Genomic DNA, 24,872 nt, shown 5'->3' with positions numbered 1-24,872 from the left:
TTTGTCCGTTATCAAATTAAGAGTATAAGCAAATTCCTGAATTTGTTTGTAAATAAAGGTGGTACCGCGATGTCCCTCGTCCTTTTTGGATGAGGGGCATTTTTTATTTTAAGGAGGGAAAAAAATGTCAAACACGGAAAAGAATTTACCAACTAAATATGATCATATGTCCGTTGAAGAAGGCCTTTATCAATGGTGGCTTGAAGGCAAATATTTCGAAGCAACAGGAGATGAGAAGAAACAACCATATACAATTGTAATTCCACCTCCGAACGTAACTGGTAAGTTACACTTAGGTCATGCTTGGGATACAACTCTTCAAGATATTTTAACTCGTACGAAGCGTATGCAAGGTTACGATGTATTATGGCTTCCAGGAATGGACCATGCGGGTATCGCAACACAAGCGAAAGTAGAAGGGAAACTTCGTGAAGAAGGTATTTCACGTTACGATCTTGGCCGTGAGAAATTCCTTGAAAAAGCTTGGGAATGGAAAGAGGAATACGCGTCTCACATTCGTCAACAATGGGGGAAAGTTGGTTTAGGACTAGACTATTCTCGTGAACGTTTCACATTAGACGAAGGTTTATCTGATGCGGTTAATAAAGTATTCGTTCAATTATACGAAAAAGGCTTAATTTACCGCGGTGAATATATTATTAACTGGGACCCAGCAACACGCACAGCTCTTTCTGATATTGAAGTAATTCATAAAGAAGTTCAAGGTGCGTTCTACCATATGAACTATCCATTAACAGATGGCTCTGGTCATATTCGTCTTGCGACTACTCGTCCAGAAACGATGCTTGGTGATACAGCAGTAGCAGTTCATCCAGAAGACGATCGTTACAAACATTTAATCGGAAAAACAGTTACACTTCCAATCGTAGGCCGTGAGATTCCGATTATTGCTGATGAGTACGTAGAAAAAGATTTCGGAACAGGCGTTGTAAAAATTACACCAGCTCATGACCCGAATGACTTTGAAGTAGGTAACCGCCATGACTTACCACGTATCTTAGTAATGAACGAAGATGGATCAATGAACGAAAAAGCTGGTAAGTATAACGGTATGGATCGTTTCGAATGCCGTAAAGCGTTAGTGAAGGACTTACAAGAAGCGGGCGTATTAGTAGAAATCGAGCCTCATATGCATTCAGTAGGTCATAGTGAGCGTAGTGGTGCAGTTGTTGAGCCTTACTTATCAACACAATGGTTCGTAAAAATGGCTCCACTTGCTGAGAAGGCAGTAGAGCTTCAACAAAAAGAAGAAGAGAAAGTAACGTTCGTACCAGAGCGTTTCGAAAACACATATTTACGCTGGATGGAAAACATTCACGACTGGTGTATTTCTCGTCAATTATGGTGGGGACACCGTATTCCAGCTTGGTATCATAAAGAAACTGGTGAAGTATACGTAGGTACAGAAGAGCCAGCAGATATTGAAAATTGGAATCAAGATAACGACGTACTTGATACATGGTTCAGTTCAGCGTTATGGCCATTCTCAACACTTGGTTGGCCTGATGAAGATGCAGCAGACTTCAAACGTTACTATTCAACAGATGCATTAGTAACGGGTTATGACATCATCTTCTTCTGGGTATCTCGTATGATTTTCCAAGGTTTAGAGTTTACAGGCGAGCGTCCATTTAAAGATGTATTAATTCACGGTTTAGTTCGTGATGAGCAAGGACGTAAAATGAGTAAATCTCTTGGTAACGGTATTGATCCAATGGATGTTATCGAGAAGTACGGTGCAGATGCAATGCGCTATTTCTTATCAACAGGAAGCGCACCAGGTCAAGATCTACGTTTCAGTATGGAAAAAGTAGAGTCTACTTGGAACTTCATTAATAAAATTTGGAACGCATCACGTTTCGTATTAATGAACATGGATGATATGAAGTATGAAGAAATCGATTTAACTGGTGAAAAATCAGTTGCGGATAAGTGGATTTTAACTCGCTTAAACGAAACAATCGAAAGCGTAACGCGTAACATGGATAAATATGAGTTCGGTGAAGCTGGTCGTTCATTATACAACTTCATTTGGGACGATTTCTGTGACTGGTACATTGAAATGGCGAAACTTCCACTATACGGTGAAGATGAAGCAGCTAAGAAAACAACTCGTTCTATTTTAGCTTACGTATTAGACCAAACAATGCGTCTATTACACCCATTCATGCCATTCGTAACAGAGAAGATTTGGCAACATTTACCGCATGAAGGCGAATCTATTACAGTAGCAGCATGGCCAACAGTTCGCGAAGATTTACAAGATACAGAAGCTGCGGCAGAAATGCACCTTCTAGTTGATATCATTCGCTCTGTTCGTAACATCCGTGCAGAAGTTAATACGCCAATGAGCAAAAAAGTTCAAATGCAAATTAAAGCAAAAGATGAGGCTGTACTTGCTCAACTTACAAAAAACAGCTCTTACATTGAGCGTTTCTGTAACCCAAGCGAATTAATAATTCAAACGGATTTACAAGCACCAGAAAAAGCGATGACTGCAATCGTATCAGGTGCAGAGTTATTCTTACCGTTAGCTGATCTTATCAATCTTGATGAAGAGAGAGCACGTCTTGAGAAAGAATTTGAGAAGTTCGACAAAGAAGTAGAACGTGTACAGAAGAAACTTTCAAACCAAGGTTTCGTAGCGAAAGCTCCTGCAGCAGTTATTGACGGAGAGCGTGCGAAAGAGCAAGATTACCTAGAAAAACGTGAAGCAGTTCGCCAACGTCTAGCAGATCTTGAAAAGTAAAATATTTTTTAGAGGCTCACTATATTGGTGAGTCTCTTTTCTTTGCGTATAATAGGAGTATGAAGGTTGTCTTTTGAAAGGGGAAAGCATACGTGATACATACATACGAAGAAGCGATAGGGTGGATTCATAGCCGATTGAAGTTTGGTATTAAACCAGGATTAGAAAGAATGAGATGGATGCTAGAAGAGCTTGGAAATCCAGAGCGTCACATAAAATGTGTTCATCTTGCTGGCACAAATGGAAAAGGTTCAACGTTAACATATATGCGCTACATGTTAGAAGATGCAAAGTATAAGGTAGGAACATTTACCTCTCCATATATTGAAACATTTAACGAACGTATTAGTGTGAACGGGACACCAATTGCAGATGAAGAGATTACTGAACTTGTAAAGATGGTAAAGCCAGTCGTTGAAAAACTAGATGAGACGGATTTAGGGGAAGCGACTGAGTTTGAAATTATTACTGTTATGGCAATTTGTTATTTCGGTAAAGTTAATTTCTGTGATGTTGTTTTATTTGAAACAGGGCTTGGAGGGCGCTTTGATTCTACGAATGTTATTCATCCTGTTCTTACGATTATTACAAATATCGGCCACGATCATATGCATATTTTAGGGAACACACTAGGAGAAATTGCATATGAAAAAGCGGGGATTATTAAATCTGGTGTTCCAGTTATTACTGGTGTACGAGATGAGGAAGCATTGCAAGTCATTCAAAAAGTTGCAAAGGAAAATCATGCAAACTTATACGAGATGGGCAAGCATTTTACAGCGTTACATAAACAGTCTAGTGAAGATGGAGAACAGTTCGATTTCACTTGTCCCTTTGCCAGCTTTGAAGATGTGCGAATCTCAATGAAAGGTATTCACCAAGTAGGAAACGCAGCACTTGCACTTATGGCAGTCATGTATGTCAAAACATACTTATCATTTTTAATTGAGGAAGAAGAAATAAGAACTGGATTACAGGAAGCGTATTGGATTGGGCGATTTGAAAAACTGCAAAGCAATCCAGATATTATTATAGACGGTGCCCATAACCCAGAAGGTATCGAAAGTCTTGTGAAAACAGTAGAATCACATTACAAAGATAAAAATGTAATAGTTTTATTTACTGCCCTAGGTGATAAACAATTGCATAATATGGTAGATCAATTAGAAACCATTGCCGATGAAATTATTTTTACAACATTCGCCTTTGATCGTGCTATTTCTGCTGACAAGCTTGCATCGTATTCAAAGAAAAAGTCAAAATTAGTTTTTGAAAATTGGAAAGAGGCAATTGATACGAAGGTTGAAATGATTGGAGAAAATGATGTTTTTATCATAACAGGTTCTCTTTATTTCATTTCGGAAGTTCGAAAATATATTCGCGAGAAAAACTAGATAGTCTTTGCTATCTAGTTTTTTGTTCTACAAATGAAGTCAAATGCATACATATAAGATAAATATATAGGGTTATTTGGCGAATTCCTCTGACAAATATCTCGTTTTTTTGTGAAATGAATATGATATGATGCGGACAACGATAAGAGGTGAGGTGTGAGTGTATGGACAAGCAATCACGAACGATCTCAGTGAAAGTGAATGGAGCAGAAGCTAAGTATGAGGAGAAGAAGAAAGATGAATTTGAATGGATGGTAGTAGAAAGTGAAAGGCCGAAAAACGTTGTTCCGTTTCAAAAAGCGAAATTGGTGTTTAAGGAAAAAAAACGAAAGAAGTGGAGCAATACGTTAATTGCAATCGTTGCAACTGCAATTGTTATTGGTACGGCGTTTGGGATGGGAATGCTACAGTTACTGAAAGGACAAGGTGCGACAGGGGGAAGCGAAGTAACAGCTTCGAAGCAGATGCGAAATGAAGAATCAAAGGTGGGCGGAACGGCAGAACAAACACCGGCACCAAAAGAAGAAAAACAAAAAGCACAGACAGGAACGTCATTAGATCCAATGAAATTATTTTTTGTGCAAGGAGGAATTTATTCTTCCGAAGAAAAGGGACAGGCCGCTCTTGAAGAGTGGAAAGGTAATGGAGGCGTTGCAGTTTTAAAACCGAGCGGTGATAAGTATGCATTAGTTGTTGGTGTTGCTAGCGATGAACAAGGCATAAATCAATTAATGACGCAGTATAAAAATGATAATGTCTCCGTATTGAAAAAGAACTGGGATATAACAGATAAAGCGTTACTTAAAGATGATAAAGAAGTTGGGGCGTTTTTAACAAAAGTACAGCCATTATATACTCATTTAGCAAAATATGCTTCCAGCGTACAAGTTAGTGGAAAAAGTAATGCAAAAGATATAGGTGCGATTGAAAAAGAGTGGAAAGCAATTGAAAAAGAAGGAAAAAGTATGAAGCAGGAAGAAGCAAAGAAATTGTATATGTATACGTCAGTAGCTGTGCAAACAGTGAAGGATGGAAAAGGTGATAAGGAATCTTTGGCGAAATTAAATCAAGTTATTATTGATGGTATACTTTCATATGAAAAAATTGTTTCCCAAAAGGTGAAATAATAGGATAATGAAATGACGAAGGAAGAAGTATAGGTACTTCTTTCTTTTCTTTTGAATTTAGAGCAAAATGCTTTCTCTATGGCAGGAATATAATCGTATTTTAGTAAAAAGTATTATTTTATTTAGAGAAAATAATATTTCTTTCATTTGTGGACAAACTATTCCTTTGATACGATTGATGTAAATGATTCTGCTTCATGTGAGAAAGGAAGGAGAAAATATGAGAAAAATTATTTTAGCATCAGGGTCACCTCGCAGGAAGGAACTGCTTGAGTTAGCGGATGTACCATTTGAAATCATTGTAAGTGAAGTAGAAGAGACGATTGGTGCGTACTCATCACCTTCTGATATTGTTATGTCGCTTGCCCTGCAAAAAGCATCTGCAGTAGCAGAAAATAACAGTGATCATATTGTGTTAGGTGCAGACACAATTGTTACATATGAATCGCGTATTCTTGGAAAGCCTTCTAATGAGGGTGAGGCGAAAGAAATGTTGCAATTATTATCAGGGAAAACACATGAAGTGTATACTGGTGTTGCAATTATAACAAAAGACAAAACAGTCACTTTTTACGAGCGTACAGAAGTTACGTTTTGGGAATTAACAGAAGAGGAAATTGACGTATACGTTGCATCGAAAGAGCCTCTTGATAAAGCAGGAAGTTATGGAATTCAAGGTAAAGGATCTATTTTTGTTCAACATATTCAAGGGGATTACTATAGTGTAGTCGGTTTACCAATTTCACGTCTTGTTCGGGAATTAAAACAATTTAATATTGATATAACCCATGCGTAAAATTGCATGGGATTTTCTTTGAAAGAACAAATAAAGGGGTGGAGAAATGAACGGTATTCGTGATGTTGTCAAAGAAGAACAGCCACGGGAGCGTTTATTGTTAGAAGGAGCTGGAAGTTTATCAAATCGGGAGCTTCTTGCAGTTTTACTCAGAACAGGTTCTAAAGAAGAAACAGTTTTAAAGTTATCAGATAAAATTTTACATCACTTTGATGGTTTACGCATGTTGAAAGATGCAACGTTAGAAGAGCTTGTCAGTATACATGGTGTTGGGATTGCAAAGGCAGCCCAGCTTATAGCTGCTTTTGAACTCGGTAGAAGAATGGTACGTTTAGAATATCAAAATAGATACAGCATTCGAAGCCCAGAAGATTGTGCGAGATATATGATGGAAGAAATGCGCTTCCTGCAGCAGGAGCATTTTGTATGTTTATATTTGAACACAAAAAATCAAGTTATACATAGGCAAACGATTTTCATTGGCAGTTTAAACACATCAATTGTACATCCAAGGGAAGTTTTTAAAGAAGCGTTCCGTCGTGCAGCAGCCTCCATCATATGTCTTCATAACCATCCTTCAGGAGACCCCACGCCGAGCCGAGAAGATATTGAAGTAACAAAACGGTTAGTAGAATGCGGCCAGATTATCGGAATTGAAGTGCTTGACCATATTATAATAGGCGACCATAAATTCGTGAGTTTAAAGGAAAAAGGTCATATTTAAGACTATGCTTTTTACTTATTTTGTTTTATAATGTGATTTATGAGTTTTTTGTAGAAATTTATCTACAAAAAGGATAAAGATATAAAAAACGTACTGTTTTTATAATATAAAGTAAGAAAAAATGAGTCCGTGAAAACAAGAAAGGAAGATAAATAATATGTTTGGATTTGGTGGCTTTACTCGCGATCTTGGAATAGATTTAGGAACTGCGAACACGCTTGTATATGTAAAAGGAAAAGGTGTAGTTTTACGTGAACCTTCAGTAGTAGCGTTACAAACTGATACGAAACAAATCGTTGCTGTAGGTAGCGATGCAAAACAAATGATTGGTCGTACACCAGGAAACGTTGTGGCACTTCGCCCGATGAAAGACGGTGTAATTGCTGATTACGAAACGACAGCAACAATGATGAAATACTACATTCAACAAGCTCAAAAATCAAATGGATTCTTCTCACGTAAGCCTTACGTAATGGTATGTGTACCGTCTGGTATTACAGCTGTAGAAAGACGTGCAGTAATCGATGCGACTCGTCAAGCGGGCGCTCGTGACGCTTATCCAATTGAAGAACCATTTGCAGCAGCAATTGGTGCGAACTTACCTGTTTGGGAACCAACTGGTAGCATGGTTGTTGATATCGGTGGCGGTACAACAGAAGTTGCAATCATTTCTTTAGGTGGTATTGTAACAAGTCAATCAGTTCGTGTTGCTGGTGATGATATGGACGATTCAATCATTCAGTACATTAAGAAAAGCTACAACTTAATGATTGGTGAAAGAACAGCTGAAGCATTAAAATTAGAAATCGGTTCTGCAGGCGAGCCAGAAGGTATCGAGCCTATGGAAATTCGCGGTCGTGATTTAGTAAGTGGTTTACCAAAAACAGTACTAATTCAGCCAGAAGAAATTGCAGATGCATTAAAAGATACAGTAGATGCAATTGTAGAATCTGTTAAAAATACGTTAGAGAAAACTCCACCTGAATTAGCGGCAGACATTATGGACCGTGGTATCGTATTAACAGGCGGCGGAGCATTACTACGTAACTTAGATAAAGTGATTAGTGAAGAAACAAATATGCCAGTTCTTGTTGCGGAAGATCCATTAGATTGCGTAGCAATTGGAACGGGTAAAGCATTAGACAATATCGATCTTTTCAAAACTGCTGCTCGATAATATTGCAAAATAAAAATCAATGAAATTAAGAGGGTGTGAACGTGCCACAGTTTTTCTTAAACAAAAGATTAATTGTTTTGTTAGTTAGTATTATTCTTCTCGTGGCATTGATTGGAATCTCATTGAAAGAACGGAACAGTTTAACATGGCCAGAGCAGTTTGTTAAAGACACTGTCGGTGTTGTAGAACGTGTATTCCAAAAGCCAGCGAAATACGTAGCTGGATTCTTCGAAAATGTAGAGGATGTAAAGCGCACGTATGAAGAGAATAAAGAATTAAAAGCAAAATTAGATAATTATGCAGGTCTATCAGGGAAAGTAAAACAATTAGAAGATGATAACAAGAAGTTACAAGAGTTAACGGGTAAAAAAGAGTTGAATAGCCAATATACTGAAATTCCATCTACTGTTGTTTCTCGTAATCCAGATAAATGGTACGATTTAGTTGGAATTGATAAAGGGGCACAGCAAGGAATTAAAAAAGATATGGCTGTAGTAACTTCACAAGGTCTAGTTGGACGAGTGAAAAGTGTATCCCAGTTTACATCATCAGTAGAATTGCTAAGCTCTATGAGTCGAACAAATCGTGTTTCTGCTATCGTACAAGGTGATGAGAAGATCTTTGGATTGATTGAAGGTTACGACAAAGAAAAGCACTTACTTCTTTTCACAAAGATTGGCTCTGATGCAGACGTGAAAAAAGATCAACTAGTTGTAACATCTGGACTTGGTGATATTTTCCCGAAAGGTCTTGTAATTGGAACAATCGTTGATGTTCAGCCAGATCCATACGGCTTAACAAAAACAGCTTATGTAAAACCGGCCGCTGACTTGAATGACGTAGAGCATATTATGGTTGCTAAACGTGCAACGCCTTCAGCGCCATTAGAATAGGAGGGGGAGAAGAGATGATGAAGATTCTAAAAAGAGCAGCTCTTCCTCTTTTGCTCCTTTTTGTTTTTCTATTTGAAAATATGTTTGCTACTATTGTTCCAACAGAGGTTTTTTGGAAAGACAGTATAGCAGCACCTCATTTCTTTATAATTGTGTTATGTTTTATTACTGTGTACTATAGTCCGGTCCAAGGGATTTATTACGGACTCTTATTTGGTTTCTTATTTGATACCGTATACACAGAACTTGTCGGCATATATATATTTGCGTATCCGATTTTAGCTTATTTAGTTTATAGTGTGATGAAGATACTACAATTGAATTTATTTATTGTTGCTTCTATTGTACTAGCTAGCATTGTAGCACTAGAGTATTATGTGTATGGATTTTTAACTTTGTTAGGACGTACTCATATGTCAGCGTATGTCTTTTTCACAGATCGTCTCCTGTCTACTTTATTGCTAAATGCAATTTTCTTATTGATAGTTTGTTTCCCACTGAGACGATATTTAGTGCGTCTTTCAAAAGCGATGGAAGAAAAAGAAAAAAGGATTTTCTAATTTTATGTCGAATTGAATCGGTGGGGTGAACTTTAGTGGAAGAAAAAAAGCAACAAAATGTAACAATAAAAGGGACAAAAGACGGAATAACGCTTCATTTAGATGATTGTTGTTCATTCTCTGAATTACTGGAGGAATTGGATGAAAAGCTTTCTACACATTACTATGATGGTGATGGGCGCTCTTTAATTGAAGTGCATGTGAAAGTGGGAAATCGTTATTTAACAGAAGTCCAACAAGAAGAGATTCGTACGTTAATTCGTAATAAAAAGAATCTTGTTGTGGATTCAATTGAAAGTGATGTTATCACGAAAGCAGAAGCAATAGCTTGGAAAGAAGAAACAGAAATTGTCCCTATTTCCAAAATTGTTCGCTCTGGACAAGTTTTACATGTAAAAGGAAATTTATTGTTAATTGGAGATGTTAATCCAGGCGGAACGGTTATCGCTGGAGGGAATATTTTTGTCGTAGGATCATTAAGAGGAATTGCGCATGCTGGGTATTATGGGGATTCGGAGGCTGTAATCGCTGCATCTGATATGAACCCGATGCAACTTCGAATTAGTGATGTGGCAATGCGGGCTCCGGAAGAGAAAGAAGACGGAGCGGAGGCGGCAGAATGTGCGTATATTAATGAGAACAATCACATTGTTGTCGATCGACTGCAACTTCTCACTCATCTTAGACCTAATTTAACAAAGTTAGAAAGGGGAATTGTATAGCTGTGGGAGAGGCAATAGTAATTACATCTGGAAAAGGCGGAGTAGGTAAAACTACAACGTCTGCGAACATTGGTACAGCCCTGGCGTTATCTGGAAAGAAAGTGTGCTTAATTGACACAGATATCGGCCTTCGAAACTTAGACGTAGTAATGGGGCTGGAAAATCGTATTGTATTTGATCTTGTTGATGTCGTTGAAGGGCGTTGCCGTTTACCTCAGGCGCTTATTAAAGATAAGCGTTTTGATGATCTTTATTTATTACCTGCAGCACAAACGAGTGATAAATCAGCGGTAACACCTGAACAAATGGATGAATTAATACAAGTATTACGTCAAGATTATGATTACATATTAATTGATTGTCCTGCGGGGATTGAGCAGGGATTTAAAAATGCGGTAGCTGGTGCGGATAAAGCAATCGTTGTTACGACGCCAGAAGTATCCTCGATGCGCGATGCGGATCGTATTATCGGGCTTTTAGAAAAAGAGGATATTGAACCACCAAAACTTGTTATTAATCGTGTGCGTAGTCATATGCTTCATGAGCAGGATATGTTAGATGTTGATGAAATCGTACGTACATTGTCAATCGAGCTTCTTGGTGTTGTCGAGGATGATGATGAAGTTATTCGTGCTACAAATACAGGTGAACCTGTAGCGTTGCAACCGAGCGGAAAAGCAGCGTTAGCTTATCGTAATATTGCAAGACGCTTGTTGGGTGAGAATGTACCATTGCAAGCATTTGGACAAGAAAAGGTATCGGTATTTACAAAGGTGAAAAACTTCTTTGGAATCCGTTAAAAGCACTTCGCGCATATGCGAAGTGCTTTCTTTTTTCTTCACACGAATATCTTCCTTTCTTAGCTCATACATATGTACAAACTGTATACAACTGTTTCTATTTAAATTAGCTTAACGAAAGAAAGGAGACAGTATGAAGAATAGACGTGTAGAAGAAATTAAAAAACGGATTGCGAAAAGAAAAGCAGAGCAAGAAAGGATGGAGGAAGAACAGTATTTTGCTGGAGGGAATTTTGATAGTGAAACAGTATTTATTGAAGAAGGAGAAAAGGAAATTCATCCTTTATTTCAAAAAGAAGTATTTTTCTTCAAAGTTTTGTTATCAGCAATATTAGTTCTTTCTGTCGCTATTTTATATAAGAATGCACCCTCTTCTTTCGACGGTGCTAAAGCTGTTACAGAAAAAGTGATGAAAGAAGAATTTCAGTTTGCTACTGTAGCGAAATGGTACGAAAAGCAGTTTGGAAAACCGCTCGTATTTTATTCACCTACTGAGAAAAAAGAAGGAACTATTCAGCAAAAAGATTATGCCATCCCTGCTTCTGGAAAGGTGATGCAAGGGTTTCAAAAAAATGGCCAAGGTGTATTTGTTCAAACAGCTACAAATGCAACTGTTGAGTCAGTGAATGAAGGGCTAGTTGTTTTTGCAGGTAAGAAAGAGGAACTTGGTAATACGGTTCAAATTCAGCATGCAGATGGAACAGAATCGTGGTATGCGAATTTAAATGACATGACAGTGAAATTATATGATTACGTTTCAAAGAAACAAAAAATTGGAACGGTGAATAATGATGCAAATAATAAAAATGGTAAGTTTTATTTCGCGATAAAAAAGAATGAAAAATTTATTGACCCGATTCAGGTGATTTCATTTGATTAAATATAGAGAAGTTTTAACGAAGATTTCAGTGCATCCGTTGTTTTGGGTTATTATTGTCATTGGTATTTTTACGGCACGTTTTAAAGAGTTACTACTGTTATTTTGTATCGTTCTTATCCATGAACTTGGGCATGCTTTTGCGGCGGCACACTACAATTGGCGTATTAAAAAGATTCAACTTTTACCCTTTGGTGGTGTGGCTGAGCTTGAGGAACATGGGAATAAGTCATTGAAAGAGGAACTTGTTGTTGTAATTGCAGGGCCTATACAACATATTTGGATGATGCTGGTAGGTTATATAGTGTTTGAAGCTGGTTGGCTGGGTGCGGATTTATATTATTTCTTTATATGGAATAATATAATTATTTTAGCATTTAATTTACTACCTATTTGGCCGCTTGATGGTGGAAAAGTATTGTTTAACGTATTATCATATCGTTTTCCTTATTTACAAGCACATGAAAAGATGATGAAATTATCATGTGTTTTTTTTGGTGTAATACTAGTGTGGCAGTTACTTTGGAATAGTAACAATATTATGATGTGGGTACTACTCATATTTTTAGCGGTGTCGTTATATCAAGAGTGGAAACAAAGACAGTATGCCTTTATGCGTTTTTTATTAGAACGTTATTATGGGAACAAAAGAGGAATTGAAAAGATTGCACCTATTGAAGTGCAATCAGAAGATCATTTATATAAGATATTCACAAAATTTCGTAGAGGGTATAAGCACTCTATTATCGTCCATGGAAAATATAAAGAACATTACACATTGGATGAAAATGAATTACTCTATGCGTATTTTACTGAAAAACGAACAACTTCATCTGTTGAAGAATTAATCGGTTAGTGTTGACGATAGCACTAACCTTTTATTATTGTAAAAGCAAAGAAGATTATAAAGTGAGGAAAGAATTTTGAAAACGTTATATATGAACTATGCAGGATCGGAGAAACGCGTTGCAATTGAAGAGAAGAAAAAAATTGTTGAGTTTTTATGGAAACGAAATGAAGAACAAGAGATTGTTGGACATATTTATGTTGGACGTATCGTAAGAACGATTGCTGGAATGAACGCAGCTTTTGTAAACATCGGTTTAGAAAAACATGCGTACCTTTCATACGATGATGTACCATCTTCTTATCGTATACATGAAGGGCAAGCAGTACTCGTGCAAGTTGTGAAAGAGGCAATTGATACGAAAGGGCCGAAATTGACGGCGAACGTAGAATTTACCGGGAAATATGTCGTTTATATGCCATATGATGAAATGCGTGCGGTTTCTAGAAAAATAAAAAATAATAAAAGAAGGCAACAGCTACTCCAAATTGAGGTAGAAGGGACAGGAGGTTATATTTTCCGCTCTGCTTCTGAAAAAGGAGAAATTGAAGAAATACAAGCTGAAATGCAAAGGTTACAGCAGTTATATGAAGAGCTAAAAAGAAAAGAGGGCCAAGGAAAGGCACCGTTACTACTTCATCGACCAGCGACCTTTTTAGATCGTGTATTCCAAGAGAATCCGATTGAAACGATTGAAAAAGTAGTTGTAGATACAAGAAGTATAGTAAAAGAATTAGAAGAAAAGATCGGAAAAGAAAAAGTATCTTTTTATAATGAAAAATCTTCAATGTTTAACCATTTTGGAATAGAGCGTGAAATCGAGAAAGCACTTCAAAAAATTGTGTGGCTCCCGAATGGTGCTTATTTAATTGTGGAACAAATGGAGACGATGACTGTAATTGATGTGAATACGGGCAAGTTTACTGGAAAACAGAATTTACAAGATACAGTCCTTCGTACAAATGAAGTGGCAGCTGAAGAGATTGCACGTCAATTAAGACTGCGTGATATCGGTGGTATGATATTAATTGATTTTATTAATATGAAAAGAAGAGAAGATAAAGAAAAGGTAAGAGAAAGTCTCATGGCTGCTATGCAAAATGATCGCACATATACAAGAGTGCTCGGTTTTACAGAGTTAGGGATTTTGGAGATGACACGTAAACGTAAGAAACATTCTTTACGCGACGTATTACTAGAAGAATGTGTACCTTGCAAAGCGACGGGGTATGTGATGTCATATGAAACAATTGCGTATGAGTTAGAGAGAGAGCTAATCACATATGGCAATATAGAGGATGAGGCAGTATTAATCGCTGCACCTAAAAATCTGCAAAAACAATTTTTGCAAAAAGAATTACAAAAAAATATTCCATTTGAAATTTATTTCAAAGATGATATGATCGAAAAGTATGCAATTGTCCGTTTTGGAAGTAAAACAGAAATTGTAGAACGGAAAAAATAGTTAGTAGAACATTTATTGACAACCGTCTATGATTCATGATAACATCTTTATGTTATAGTTTATAGCACCTAAACGGCTATATGCTACAACCGCACAAGACAGGTTCCCTAAAGGCATTTATGTCTACCTCGTTTTTGGCGAGTCTTAGTAATTAAGAGGAGGTGCAAGTATGTACGCAATTATCGAAACAGGTGGAAAACAAATTAAAGTTGAAGCTGGTCAAGCAATCTACATTGAAAAATTAGATGTTGAAGCTGGTGAAACTGTTACTTTTGACAAAGTTCTTTTCGTTGGTGGCGAAAACGTTAAAGTTGGTAGCCCAGTTGTAGAAGGTGCAACAGTTACTGCGAAAGTTGAAAAACAAGGTCGCGCTAAGAAAATCATCGTTTTCAAATACAAAGCGAAAAAGAACAATCGTAAGAAACAAGGTCATCGTCAACCTTACACTAAGCTAGTTGTTGAAGCTATCAACGCTTAATTCAGGTTAACATGATTAAAATTACGATAAGTCGCACGAAATTAGGAAGTATCCAATCATTTAAAATGACTGGACATGCCAATTATGCGCCACATGGACAAGATCTTGTCTGTGCTGGAACTACAGCGGTTGTGTTTGGTTCTATAAATGCAGTGGAAGAACTTTGTAATGTGCAGGCAACTATTGAACTCGGAAGTGATGGCGGATTCTTAACGTATGAATTGCCTAATGATTTAGACGTTCATACAGCAGAAAAAGCACAGATACTTTTAGAAGGATTGGTTGTTTCGCTTAAGACGATCGAACTTGATTACGGAAAGTATATCCGTTTAATAGAAAAAGTGCAGGAGGTGTAACGTATGTTAAGATTAGATCTTCAGTTTTTCGCATCTAAGAAAGGTGTAGGTAGTACAAAGAACGGTCGTGACTCTCAGTCAAAACGTCTTGGTGCTAAACGCGCAGATGGTCAAACGGTTTCAGGTGGTTCAATTCTTTACCGTCAACGCGGTACAAAAATTTATCCAGGTGTTAACGTTGGTCGTGGTGGCGATGACACTTTATACGCGAAAGTTGACGGCGTAGTACGCTTTGAGCGTCTTGGCCGTGACCGCAAACAAGTGAGCGTATATCCTGTTGCTCAAGAAGCATAAGAACTCACGGAAAACTCTAACCTGAGTGCAGGTTAGAGTTTTTCTATATTAAGGGGTATCTAAATGAATGAAAAATGGACAATTATAGATGCATTGCGTCATTCAAGACATGATTGGCTCAATCGTATGCAGATGGTGAAAGGAAACCTTTCCCTTGGAAAAGTGGAAGAGATTCATAGTCTCATCGATCGTTTTGTCCAAGAAGCGAGACAAGAATCCAATCTGATAGGGCTATCAATGCCTTTATTTTCAGAGTGGATTTTAACATATAATTGGAAACAGCAGCCGTGCTTATTGGAGTACGAAGTATTAGGGGAATTACATAACTTATCTCACTTAGATGAGATTGTATGTACATGGACGAATCAATTTTTCTCAATGCTTCAGCATAGTTTAGACGTATATGTTGAAAATTATGTTTGTATCACAATTGAATGTGACGCGGAGAATGCTCGTTTCTTTTTTGATTTTCGTGGTAAGCTAACGAGTGTAGAAGAACTACAGAATTGGCTTGCGAACCAAAACAATAAATGGTATTCCATTTCTTATACAGTACGAGACGAAGAAGTCTCAGTTATATTACAACCAATCGAAAAAAGTGTGGTGAAATAATGTTTGTAGATCAGGTCAAGATATATGTAAAAGGCGGCGACGGTGGTAACGGAATGGTTGCGTATCGTCGTGAGAAGTATGTACCTAAAGGTGGCCCAGCAGGTGGCGACGGTGGTAAAGGTGCAGATGTTGTTTTTGTTGTTGAGGAAGGCTTACGTACATTAATGGACTTCCGCTACCAACGTCATTTCAAAGCTGATCGTGGTCAGCACGGAATGAGTAAAGGTCAGCACGGTCGTAAATCTGAAGATTTAATCGTAAAGGTTCCACCAGGAACAATAGTAAAAGATGAAAAAACAGGTGAAATTCTTGCCGATTTAGTAACGCATGAACAAACAGCTGTAATCGCAAAGGGTGGCCGCGGTGGTCGTGGTAACTCACGTTTCGCAACACCGACGAACCCAGCGCCAGAAATCGCTGAGAACGGGGAACCAGGTCAAGAACGTGATGTCACGCTAGAACTTAAAGTGCTAGCAGATGTTGGACTTGTTGGATTCCCAAGTGTAGGTAAATCTACATTATTATCTGTTGTATCATCAGCGCGTCCGAAAATTGCAGAGTATCACTTTACAACAATCGTTCCAAATCTTGGTGTTGTTGAAACTGGTGATAACCGCAGCTTCGTTATGGCTGACCTTCCTGGACTAATTGAAGGCGCACATGCCGGCGTCGGACTTGGACACCAATTCTTACGTCATATTGAGCGTACACGTGTAATCGTGCACGTTATCGATATGTCTGGTTTAGAAGGCCGTGAGCCATATGAAGATTATGTAACAATCAATAGTGAACTAAAAGAATACAATATGCGTTTAACTGAGCGTCCACAAGTTGTTGTTGCAAACAAAATGGATATGCCAGGCGCAGAAGAAAACTTACAAGCATTTAAAGAGAAATTGGGAGACGAAGTGAAAATTTTCCCAATCTCAGCTGTAACGAAACAAGGTGTTCGTGACTTACTATTTGAAGTAGCGAACTTATTAGAAACAACACCAGAATTCCCAATGTACGATGATGTAGAAGAATCTGAAGCAAGTGTAATGTACAAATTTGAATCTGAATCTAATTTTGAAATTACACGCGAAAGTGATGGTACATTTGTTATTTCTGGTTATGATATTGAGAAAACATTCAAAATGACAGACTTCTCACGTGATGAATCTGTACGCCGATTTGCTCGTCAAATGCGTGGAATGGGTATTGATGAAGCCCTTCGTGCACGTGGTGCAGTAGACGGAGATATTGTAAAAATTCTTGAATATCAATTTGAATTTATCGATTAAGACTGCCGAAATATGGCAGTCTTTTTTTATTGTAAAAGTCTGATTCGTACAGGAAAAATTCCCCACTAATTAAATTTTCAATTTATAATAGAACAAGGAGTGGTTTTGGAAGAATTTTTTATGGGGAGAAAACGAACATGTATAAAATATTAATTGTAGAAGACGATGAAAAAATAGCGGGAATATTAGAGGAGCATTTAGAAAGGTATGGCTATCAATCATTTAGAGCAAGTGATTTACGTCATATAAAAGATGAGTTCGTGAAAATAAATCCTCATCTCGTATTACTGGATATTAATTTACCATATTTTGATGGTTTTTATTGGTGTCGTCAAATTCGTACTGTATCGAATGCGCCGATTATTTTTGTTTCTGCAAGAACAGGGGAAATGGATCAAGTAATGGCAATCGAGAATGGCGGAGATGATTACATTACAAAACCATTCCATTTAGATATCGTAATGGCGAAAGTGAAAAGTGCACTTCGCCGTGGATATGGTGAGTACGCCTCTGTTGCTGAGAGTGATTGTTTAGGTGTAAATGGACTGTTGTTATTTCCGTCCCAGCACATTGTTGAGTGGCAGGGGCAACAAACGGAGCTGACAAAAAATGAATTTTACTTATTAGAATGTTTAATGAAACAAGCAAATCAGTATGTAACGCGTGAAGAACTGTTAGAAGCCCTGTGGGATGAGGTAGCTTTTGTTGATGATAATACATTAACCGTAAATGTAAAACGCGTAAGGAAGAAACTAGAGGAGCTAGGCATTAAAAATGCCATTGTAACGAAACGTGGATATGGTTATGCGCTTCTTACAGAGTGGGGCGAAGGGCATGAAGGTTAAAAATTACCTCTTGGACCGCTTTTCTCTACTTCTTTCTTATATTGTTAGCCTTTGTTTATTTGGGCTCGTTTTGCAGTTGCAAAGTCTTTTAGAAAAAAGATCCATTGATTGGAGTACGTGGTTATATGGGCTTTTATTAGGGACGGTTGTAGTTACTGTATACCTCATTTACGATTATCGAAAACGAAGTATATTTTTAAAAAGAATTGAAAAATATGTTGCCAGCGGAAATACATTACACGATTCTTTACTTATTGATACTTCTTATACGTCAGAGCAAGAGATGGTTGTTGAATCGTTTACGCTATTAAGACAGCAATATATGAATGAAATTCATAAACAACATGCGAAAGAACAACAACAAATGATATTTATGAACCAGTGGATTCATCAAATGAAAACACCAGTATCGGTTATAGAATTGCTTTTACAAAAGTTTGGTAAAGAGCATCGTGAAGCAAGAGCAACAGTTGAAAGTATTCGTGAAGAAAATAACCGCATACTAAATGGTTTAGATTTAGCGTTACATATGGCAAGGTTAGAGCAATTTGCGAAAGATTATAAAGTAGAAGTAGTAAATGTGATAGATATCATCAGGGGTATTATTAATGAAAATCGAAAATCTTTCATTCAATCGTCGGTATTTCCGAAAGTAATGTTTGATGAAGATACTTGTATGGTTGCATCTGATAGAAAATGGCTCAGTATTGCTATAGGGCAAATTGTTGTAAATGCAATTAAGTATACGAAAATTTCAGAAGCAGAGAAAAAGGAAATTCAATTTCAAATTGAAGAGAAAGATCAAAAGGTGTTACTACATATTAAGGACAATGGAATTGGTATTCCAAAGCAAGATGTAAAGCGTATATTTGATCCATTCTTTACGGGAATAAATGGCCGTAAAACGAGAGAAGCGACTGGAATGGGTTTATATATTACGAAGGAAATTTGTGATAATTTACATCACGGTATTTATGTGCAATCGGCTGAAGGGGAAGGGACAACATTCACGTTCCAATTTGCAAAAGATGAAGAATATCATACATTAATGAGAAAAATGACAAAACTGTAAGATAACAAAACGTTTTGTAAGGGAAATCACTCGTTTCTTTTTCTTATTTTTCTTATAGTAAATGTAAGAAGAAAACACATAGGGGGATTAGAAATGAGTGTTCTTGAAGTAAAAGGATTAACGAAGGTGTACCAATCAAAAGGTTCAGTAGCGACGACTGCTTTAAATGATATAAATTTTAAAATAGAAGAAGGCGAATTTGTAGGGATTATGGGTCCTTCAGGAAGCGGGAAAACAACGCTTTTAAATTTATTAGCAACAATTGATAAGCAAACTTCAGGTCATGTGCTTGTAAATGGCGAAGAAATTAATCAAATGCGTGCTGCAAAATTAGCGGAGTTTCGCCGTACACATTTAGGATTCATCTTCCAGGATTTTAACTTACTTGATACGTTATCGATTAAAGAAAATATCATTTTACCACTTGTAATGGCGAAGAAATCTGTAAATGAAATCGATGCAAAAGTGCTTGAGATTGCAAAGTTCTTAAATATCGAAGAAATATTAAATAAAAAAGTATATGAAGTATCAGGCGGACAGCAACAACGTGCAGCAGCTGCGAGAGCGATCATTCATGAACCGACGTTAATTTTAGCGGATGAGCCAACTGGAAACTTAGATTCAAAGTCAGCAAAATCATTAATGAGTGCGTTGCAAGACTTACATGAACAAAAGAAAGTAACAATTGCAATGGTAACGCATGATCCAGTAGCGGCGAGTTATTGCGAACGTATTCTTTTCATTCGCGACGGAGAAATTTTTTCAGAAATACATAAAGGAAGAACGAAACAAGCCTTTTTCCAAGAAATTCTGGACGTACTTGCGATGCTAGGAGGAGAATATCATGAACTTTCGCCAGCTCGCGCTTAATAACGTAAAAGGAAATTGGCGTAATTATAAAGCTTTCCTTATTAGTAGCTGCTTATCGATTGTCGTATTTTTCATGTATGCTTCCTTTATTTATCATCCAGATGTCGTAAGTGGTAATATTAGTATGAGAGGGATGATCTCAAAAGGGCTAGAATCGATGAATTATATTGTAGTCATCTTCTCAGCACTCTTTATTTTATATGCAAATTCAACATTTTTACGAGCCAGAAAAAAAGAGTTTGGTCTATTAACATTAATAGGCGGAACGAAATCTCAACTTGGCCGAATGATTATATTAGAACAGCTTATGTTAGGTAGCATTGCAATTGTAGTAGGTATTGGGCTTGGCATGCTTTGTTCAAAATTATTTTTCCAAGCATTAAGCGTTATATTGAAAATAGATAAAACACTTCCACTCATATGGAATAGTAAAGCAGTTTTGATTACAGCGGGTGTATACTTTATTCTATTTTTAATCCTATCATTGTTTAGCGTTTGGACAGTAGGACGCTTGCAAATTATTGATTTATTAAGAGAAGCAAGAAAACAAAAAGTAGAACCTTTTGCATTTACATCGTTATGTGTAGTTGGTATAGGATGTATTATTGTTGCATATGTACTGAGCTTCCAAGTGACATTTATGAATTTTGTCATTCTGTTTTTACCGATTGTAGGGCTGACGATAGGCGGAACTTATTTACTGTTTACACAAGGTAGTACAGTCGTATTAAAAGCATTGCAAAAAAGAAAAAGATCTTTTTATACATATCCAAATATGTTCGTACTTAGCAATCTTATTTATAAAATGAAAGATAATGCTCGTTTTCTATTTGTAATTTCTATCATTACGGCCGTTGTATCTTCAGCAGTTGGTACACTGTACGTATTTTTTGAGGATATGAGTTATAAGGCAGTAACTAGTACCCCGCATGCTATTTCGTATGAGGAAAAGGGAATAAATACGCATAATGTCATCAAAGAAGGAAAGGCAAAAGAATTAATAAAAAAACACGGATTTGAAGAAGCGCGAGAAGTAATGTACGTAAAACTTCCTGGAACTCAAAAAATCACGATGTTTAACAGTGAACATGAAGTACCGATGGCGATTGTTTCAGAAAAAGAATATAATGCTGAAGTACGTAAACAAAAGAGAGAGCAAGTTAGAGAAGTTCATAATGCACCAGGTAGTGCAACGATGGTCGTAATGGATATGGCGAACGATATGATGAAGATAGATCGTACGAAACCGTATGAAATTAAAATTAACGGACAAACGCAGTCTGTTCAATTAAATGATCCAACTTCATTTTCTGTTTTTAATGATAGTGAATATCTCATTGTGAATGATCAAGATTTTGAGAAATACGCAAAGCTCGTACCAGATGAAGAAAAGACGAAATATTATGGTTATTATATAGAAGACTGGAAAAGTACGGAAGACCTTGTGTTAGATTTGAAAAAGGAAATTGCACCAGATAAGCAAGGGGAATTAAATAACTCGGTGTTTGCTTATAAAAATATAAGGGAATCAGGAGCAATTACGATGTTTATCGGTTTCTTCGTAGCTGTACTGTTCTTCTTTTTCGCTTGTAGTATGACATACTTTAAATGGTTTAACGATAAAGAACAAGATCGTATTCAATTTAAATCGTTAAAGAGAATCGGTATGACAGATAAAGAAATTCGTAAAATTGCGATTCGACAAATGGGCGTTATCTTCTTTATCCCAATTTTGATCGGTGCAATTCATAGTGGATTTGCTCTTCATACGTTAGGGAAAATGCTTTATATTGATTTATGGAAATCAGGTGCGATTGTAATTGGAGCATACATTGTAGCTTCTGCGATTTACTTTATGATCGCGCAAAGGGGATATTTGAAACACGTGCAAAGCTAGAGAAACCTCTAGCTTTTTGCCTATGTAGTAAGTTATAGGGGGACGATAGATGAACATTCGGCAACTAGCGCTGCAAAATATAAAAGGAAATTGGCGTAATTATAAAGTGTTTTTCTTAAGTAGTTGTTTTGCGATATTTGCGTCTTTTGCATACATGTCTGTCATTGTACATCCGTATATGCAAGAGACGATGTGGTATCAAAACGTACGCTGGGGACTTATCATATGTAATGTTATAATTATTTCTTTTTTCGTCATATTTATTTTGTACGCTACTTCTATTTTCATAGAGGCACGTAAGAAAGAATTAGGATTATATATGTTAATGGGAGCAACGAAATCTAACGTAATAGGAGTGATTATGACCGAGCAAATATTGATCGGGGTATTTGCTAATATTTTCGGTATTGGGCTTGGTATAATCTTTTTAAAGCTCTTTTTCATGGTGTTTAGTATGTTACTGGGGCTTCCGAAAGAACTCCCTGTCATATTTGATGTGAGAGCAATTGGGGGAACGTTTATTACGTATATGTTCGTATTTGTTGTTTTATCTTTTATAAGTGCTTTACGAATATGGAATATAAAAATCATTCGGTTATTGAAAGAATTTCGAGCAGATAAAAAAGAGAAGAAAACATCAATGTGGCTTTGTATATTCGGCTTTATTTGTTTAGGGATAGGATATGCGTTAGCGTTACAAGCGACGGTGATAACGATAGCATTCTATTTTTTCCCTGTGTCTATACTTGTCTTTTTCGGAACGTATTTTTCTTTTACACACGGCACTGCTCAAATATTAGAAATGATAAAACGAAATAAAAAGATTATGTATACATACCCGTATTTATTTATAGTGAATCAATTGTCACATCGAATGAAGGAAAATGGTCGTTTTTTCTTTCTAATGTCAATGGCAACGACGTTTGTAGTTACGGCAACAGGTACGGTATTTTTATATTTTTCTGGTATGCAAGATATGTGGCGGGGCGGGGGAGTACACTCATTTTCTTACATAGAAAAAGGTACTTCTTCTCATGAAGTCTTTGCGGAAGGTGCGGTTGAACAATTATTGCATCAATATGGGTATAATGATTTTCAAACTATGAGTTTTGTTGGAGTGTATGCATCTTTTCAGTCCAATAAGGGAGAAACAGAAGTAGCGCCGCTCATTAAAGAAAGTGAATACAATCAAGAGGCAAGAAAACAAAAACAGAAAACGTATCATCCTAAAAAAGGAACAGTTACACTCGTTTATTATAGTAAATACAATCATCCGTATATGTATGATCAAAAAGAGATTCAATTGCAAGTAATGAATCAACCATATCAATTCGTATTTAACGGTCAGAAAGAAGGGGTTCAATTTAACCATCATCCTTCGTACATTAATGGTCTGTTCTTCGTTATGAATGATGAAGATTTTGACAGTATAGCAAATCAGGTTCCTGATTCTGAAAAAATGATATATAGAGGCTACACATTACAAAATATCGAAAAGACGAAGAAATTAAATGAAGATTTACGGAAACATATGAAACAAGATAATAATGCATTTCGAAGCAATATGGAGTTATATGTAAATATGAAAGAAGGCGGCGATATTACTCTATTTTTAGGCTCATTTATTAGTATATTATTCTTTCTTACTTCATGTAGCATCGTATATTTTAAATGGTTTCATAACATTTCATCGGATCGTAAAGGGTACGGGGCGCTCTCTAAGCTTGGAATGACGAAAGAAGAAGTGTGGAAAATTTCCCGTTGGCAATTGTGTATGCTATTTTTTGCGCCAATTATAGTAGGAAGTATGCATAGTGCAGTTGCGCTATATACGTTTCATAATACGATCTTTATGGATGGTTCATTAAGAAAAGTAGGCTTGTTTATTCTGTTTTATATCGCTGCATGCATCGTTTATTTCTTTTTCGCTCAAAGAGAATATAGGAAACATTTAGACTAGCGAATGCTAGTCTTTTTTTAATATTCGAAATTTACATAGAAGAATATAAAAAAGTATGGTATAACAGTAAGAAAACGAAAAAGAGGGGAAAAGACGATGATTCGAGTAGGATATTTAGGACCAGAAGCAACATTTACAAATATGGCGGTGAGTCGTTTTTTTCCGGAAGCAGAGCATGTACCGTATCGCACGATTCCAGATTGTATTGATGCAGCTGCAAATGGAAATGTAGACTTCGCAGTTGTACCGTTAGAAAATGCCATAGAAGGTTCAGTGAATATAACGGTTGATTATCTTGTACATGAGCAGCCGCTCTCCATTGTAGGAGAAATTACAGTACCAATTCAGCAGCATTTACTTGTACATCCGCAGTATGCAGAAGTGTGGGATGAAGTATATGCGGTGCATTCTCATCCGCATGCCATTGCACAGTGCCACAAGTTTTTAAATGAAGAATTAAAAGGAGTAACTGTTCGAGATATGACATCAACAAGTGCTGCTGCGCAATATGTGAAAGAACATCCTGAAGAAAAAATCGCTGCTATTGCAAATGAAGCAGCCGCAGAAAAATATGGATTAACGATCGTAAGACGTAGCATTCATACACATAAAAATAATCATACACGCTTTCTCGTGCTCCATAAGAAAAAGAAAGCAATACTCCCAAATAACGGAGAAAACCGCGGAGAGAAAACGACACTTATGATAACGTTACCTGCTGATTATGCAGGGGCACTGTATCAAGTGTTATCAGCTTTCGCATGGAGAAAATTAAATCTATCAAAAATCGAGTCTCGCCCGATGAAAACAGGTCTTGGAAATTACTTTTTCTTAATCGATGTCGATAAAGCATACGATGATGTATTATTGCCAGGCGTAACGATGGAACTTGAAGCACTCGGCTTTTCTGTTACTGTGCTGGGGAGTTATTCTTCTTATTGGTTGTAAGAGAAGTGGATGAACTGTCGACATTTCCCTTCTAATCGCTGATATAATTTCATCGGATAATACATTTTGTGATAGAAAAATAGAATCCCACCTATAAATGGTGGG

At 36.8% G+C, this 24,872-nt stretch carries 24 protein-coding genes and 2 other annotated features (1 of these 26 cut by a window edge); all 24 genes read left to right on the top strand.

What is annotated here, in order from left to right; all coding sequences use genetic code 11:
• Window positions 1-87, top strand: a binding site (T-box leader); it begins 146 nt to the left of the window's first position.
• A gap of 37 nt (window positions 88-124) precedes the next feature.
• Window positions 125-2,770 carry a valine--tRNA ligase gene (locus tag MKX31_RS20240; protein WP_064474686.1) on the top strand — a complete coding sequence of 882 codons (2,646 nt, stop codon included), beginning with the start codon at window positions 125-127 and terminating at the stop codon, window positions 2,768-2,770.
• 92 nt (window positions 2,771-2,862) lie between these two features.
• The gene (locus MKX31_RS20235; RefSeq protein WP_088048067.1) at window positions 2,863-4,164 is read left to right on the top strand and encodes a bifunctional folylpolyglutamate synthase/dihydrofolate synthase; all 1,302 of its coding nucleotides are present in this window, start codon (window positions 2,863-2,865) and stop codon (window positions 4,162-4,164) included.
• A 164-nt stretch (window positions 4,165-4,328) separates the two neighbouring features.
• Window positions 4,329-5,291, top strand: coding sequence for a stage II sporulation protein B (locus MKX31_RS20230; RefSeq protein WP_098111522.1), 963 nt, complete (start codon window positions 4,329-4,331; stop codon window positions 5,289-5,291).
• Window positions 5,292-5,511: 220 nt separating this feature from the next.
• The gene (locus tag MKX31_RS20225; RefSeq protein WP_064474689.1) at window positions 5,512-6,087 is read left to right on the top strand and encodes a Maf family protein; all 576 of its coding nucleotides are present in this window, start codon (window positions 5,512-5,514) and stop codon (window positions 6,085-6,087) included.
• 46 nt (window positions 6,088-6,133) lie between these two features.
• Window positions 6,134-6,811, top strand: a complete 678-nt coding sequence (gene radC / locus MKX31_RS20220; RefSeq protein WP_001013378.1) for a DNA repair protein RadC — start codon at window positions 6,134-6,136, stop codon at window positions 6,809-6,811.
• A 157-nt stretch (window positions 6,812-6,968) separates the two neighbouring features.
• On the top strand, window positions 6,969-7,988 hold the full coding sequence (gene mreB / locus MKX31_RS20215) for a cell shape-determining protein MreB (protein ID WP_000466737.1): 1,020 nt from the start codon (window positions 6,969-6,971) through the stop codon (window positions 7,986-7,988).
• A gap of 41 nt (window positions 7,989-8,029) precedes the next feature.
• Complete coding sequence (mreC, locus tag MKX31_RS20210; RefSeq protein WP_064474691.1) at window positions 8,030-8,881, top strand: rod shape-determining protein MreC; 852 nt, start codon at window positions 8,030-8,032, stop codon at window positions 8,879-8,881.
• Window positions 8,882-8,895: 14 nt separating this feature from the next.
• On the top strand, window positions 8,896-9,441 hold the full coding sequence (gene mreD, locus MKX31_RS20205; RefSeq protein WP_000975757.1) for a rod shape-determining protein MreD: 546 nt from the start codon (window positions 8,896-8,898) through the stop codon (window positions 9,439-9,441).
• A gap of 35 nt (window positions 9,442-9,476) precedes the next feature.
• On the top strand, window positions 9,477-10,163 hold the full coding sequence (minC, locus tag MKX31_RS20200; protein WP_064474692.1) for a septum site-determining protein MinC: 687 nt from the start codon (window positions 9,477-9,479) through the stop codon (window positions 10,161-10,163).
• A 2-nt stretch (window positions 10,164-10,165) separates the two neighbouring features.
• Window positions 10,166-10,963: a septum site-determining protein MinD gene (minD, locus tag MKX31_RS20195; RefSeq protein ID WP_064474693.1), complete on the top strand. Its 798-nt coding sequence runs from the start codon at window positions 10,166-10,168 to the stop codon at window positions 10,961-10,963.
• A 133-nt stretch (window positions 10,964-11,096) separates the two neighbouring features.
• A complete protein-coding gene (spoIVFA, locus tag MKX31_RS20190) occupies window positions 11,097-11,843 on the top strand; it encodes a stage IV sporulation protein SpoIVFA (RefSeq protein WP_064474694.1) in 747 nt (248 codons plus the stop codon).
• Entirely contained in the window at window positions 11,836-12,696 is an 861-nt protein-coding gene (gene spoIVFB, locus MKX31_RS20185) for a stage IV sporulation intramembrane metalloprotease SpoIVFB (RefSeq protein WP_064474695.1), read from the top strand. The genes spoIVFA and spoIVFB overlap by 8 nt, the downstream gene beginning before the upstream one ends.
• A gap of 67 nt (window positions 12,697-12,763) precedes the next feature.
• A complete protein-coding gene (locus MKX31_RS20180) occupies window positions 12,764-14,152 on the top strand; it encodes an Rne/Rng family ribonuclease (RefSeq protein WP_064474696.1) in 1,389 nt (462 codons plus the stop codon).
• A 77-nt stretch (window positions 14,153-14,229) separates the two neighbouring features.
• Window positions 14,230-14,307, top strand: a sequence feature (ribosomal protein L21 leader region).
• Between the two features lie 14 nt (window positions 14,308-14,321).
• Window positions 14,322-14,630 carry a 50S ribosomal protein L21 gene (gene rplU, locus MKX31_RS20175; RefSeq protein WP_000270907.1) on the top strand — a complete coding sequence of 103 codons (309 nt, stop codon included), beginning with the start codon at window positions 14,322-14,324 and terminating at the stop codon, window positions 14,628-14,630.
• Between the two features lie 11 nt (window positions 14,631-14,641).
• Window positions 14,642-14,986 carry a ribosomal-processing cysteine protease Prp gene (locus MKX31_RS20170; protein WP_002008596.1) on the top strand — a complete coding sequence of 115 codons (345 nt, stop codon included), beginning with the start codon at window positions 14,642-14,644 and terminating at the stop codon, window positions 14,984-14,986.
• A gap of 3 nt (window positions 14,987-14,989) precedes the next feature.
• The gene (rpmA, locus tag MKX31_RS20165) at window positions 14,990-15,280 is read left to right on the top strand and encodes a 50S ribosomal protein L27 (protein WP_000944957.1); all 291 of its coding nucleotides are present in this window, start codon (window positions 14,990-14,992) and stop codon (window positions 15,278-15,280) included.
• A gap of 63 nt (window positions 15,281-15,343) precedes the next feature.
• A complete protein-coding gene (locus MKX31_RS20160; protein WP_064474697.1) occupies window positions 15,344-15,892 on the top strand; it encodes a sporulation initiation phosphotransferase B in 549 nt (182 codons plus the stop codon).
• A complete protein-coding gene (gene obgE, locus MKX31_RS20155) occupies window positions 15,892-17,175 on the top strand; it encodes a GTPase ObgE (protein WP_000497117.1) in 1,284 nt (427 codons plus the stop codon). The genes MKX31_RS20160 and obgE overlap by 1 nt, the downstream gene beginning before the upstream one ends.
• A gap of 137 nt (window positions 17,176-17,312) precedes the next feature.
• Window positions 17,313-18,020, top strand: a complete 708-nt coding sequence (locus MKX31_RS20150; protein WP_063261314.1) for a response regulator transcription factor — start codon at window positions 17,313-17,315, stop codon at window positions 18,018-18,020.
• On the top strand, window positions 18,010-19,092 hold the full coding sequence (locus tag MKX31_RS20145; protein WP_088048071.1) for a HAMP domain-containing histidine kinase: 1,083 nt from the start codon (window positions 18,010-18,012) through the stop codon (window positions 19,090-19,092). Before MKX31_RS20150 ends, MKX31_RS20145 begins: the two co-directional genes overlap by 11 nt.
• Window positions 19,093-19,185: 93 nt before the next feature.
• Window positions 19,186-19,962 (top strand): ABC transporter ATP-binding protein, encoded by a 777-nt coding sequence (locus MKX31_RS20140; protein WP_000114530.1) that lies wholly within the window; start codon window positions 19,186-19,188, stop codon window positions 19,960-19,962.
• Window positions 19,937-21,859, top strand: a complete 1,923-nt coding sequence (locus MKX31_RS20135; RefSeq protein ID WP_098111525.1) for an ABC transporter permease — start codon at window positions 19,937-19,939, stop codon at window positions 21,857-21,859. Before MKX31_RS20140 ends, MKX31_RS20135 begins: the two co-directional genes overlap by 26 nt.
• A 49-nt stretch (window positions 21,860-21,908) precedes the next feature.
• Window positions 21,909-23,819, top strand: coding sequence for an ABC transporter permease (locus MKX31_RS20130; protein ID WP_098111526.1), 1,911 nt, complete (start codon window positions 21,909-21,911; stop codon window positions 23,817-23,819).
• Between the two features lie 96 nt (window positions 23,820-23,915).
• Window positions 23,916-24,767 carry a prephenate dehydratase gene (gene pheA, locus MKX31_RS20125; RefSeq protein ID WP_064474702.1) on the top strand — a complete coding sequence of 284 codons (852 nt, stop codon included), beginning with the start codon at window positions 23,916-23,918 and terminating at the stop codon, window positions 24,765-24,767.
• The last annotated feature ends 105 nt before the right edge of the window (window positions 24,768-24,872 follow it).

It is taken from the genome of Bacillus sp. FSL M8-0063 (genome assembly GCF_038005545.1).
GTDB lineage: Bacteria > Bacillota > Bacilli > Bacillales > Bacillaceae_G > Bacillus_A > Bacillus_A wiedmannii.
This window is presented reverse-complemented; position numbering and strand designations above follow the sequence as displayed.

Coding starts and splice junctions, on each gene's coding strand:
- MKX31_RS20240 (WP_064474686.1), top strand. CDS start 125: ATGTCAAACACGGAAAAGAATTTACCAACTAAATATGATCATATGTCC.
- MKX31_RS20230 (WP_098111522.1), top strand. CDS start 4,329: ATGGACAAGCAATCACGAACGATCTCAGTGAAAGTGAATGGAGCAGAA.
- MKX31_RS20225 (WP_064474689.1), top strand. CDS start 5,512: ATGAGAAAAATTATTTTAGCATCAGGGTCACCTCGCAGGAAGGAACTG.
- radC (WP_001013378.1), top strand. CDS start 6,134: ATGAACGGTATTCGTGATGTTGTCAAAGAAGAACAGCCACGGGAGCGT.
- mreB (WP_000466737.1), top strand. CDS start 6,969: ATGTTTGGATTTGGTGGCTTTACTCGCGATCTTGGAATAGATTTAGGA.
- mreD (WP_000975757.1), top strand. CDS start 8,896: ATGATGAAGATTCTAAAAAGAGCAGCTCTTCCTCTTTTGCTCCTTTTT.
- spoIVFA (WP_064474694.1), top strand. CDS start 11,097: ATGAAGAATAGACGTGTAGAAGAAATTAAAAAACGGATTGCGAAAAGA.
- rplU (WP_000270907.1), top strand. CDS start 14,322: ATGTACGCAATTATCGAAACAGGTGGAAAACAAATTAAAGTTGAAGCT.
- MKX31_RS20170 (WP_002008596.1), top strand. CDS start 14,642: ATGATTAAAATTACGATAAGTCGCACGAAATTAGGAAGTATCCAATCA.
- rpmA (WP_000944957.1), top strand. CDS start 14,990: ATGTTAAGATTAGATCTTCAGTTTTTCGCATCTAAGAAAGGTGTAGGT.
- MKX31_RS20160 (WP_064474697.1), top strand. CDS start 15,344: ATGAATGAAAAATGGACAATTATAGATGCATTGCGTCATTCAAGACAT.
- obgE (WP_000497117.1), top strand. CDS start 15,892: ATGTTTGTAGATCAGGTCAAGATATATGTAAAAGGCGGCGACGGTGGT.
- MKX31_RS20150 (WP_063261314.1), top strand. CDS start 17,313: ATGTATAAAATATTAATTGTAGAAGACGATGAAAAAATAGCGGGAATA.
- MKX31_RS20145 (WP_088048071.1), top strand. CDS start 18,010: ATGAAGGTTAAAAATTACCTCTTGGACCGCTTTTCTCTACTTCTTTCT.
- MKX31_RS20140 (WP_000114530.1), top strand. CDS start 19,186: ATGAGTGTTCTTGAAGTAAAAGGATTAACGAAGGTGTACCAATCAAAA.
- MKX31_RS20135 (WP_098111525.1), top strand. CDS start 19,937: ATGAACTTTCGCCAGCTCGCGCTTAATAACGTAAAAGGAAATTGGCGT.
- MKX31_RS20130 (WP_098111526.1), top strand. CDS start 21,909: ATGAACATTCGGCAACTAGCGCTGCAAAATATAAAAGGAAATTGGCGT.
- pheA (WP_064474702.1), top strand. CDS start 23,916: ATGATTCGAGTAGGATATTTAGGACCAGAAGCAACATTTACAAATATG.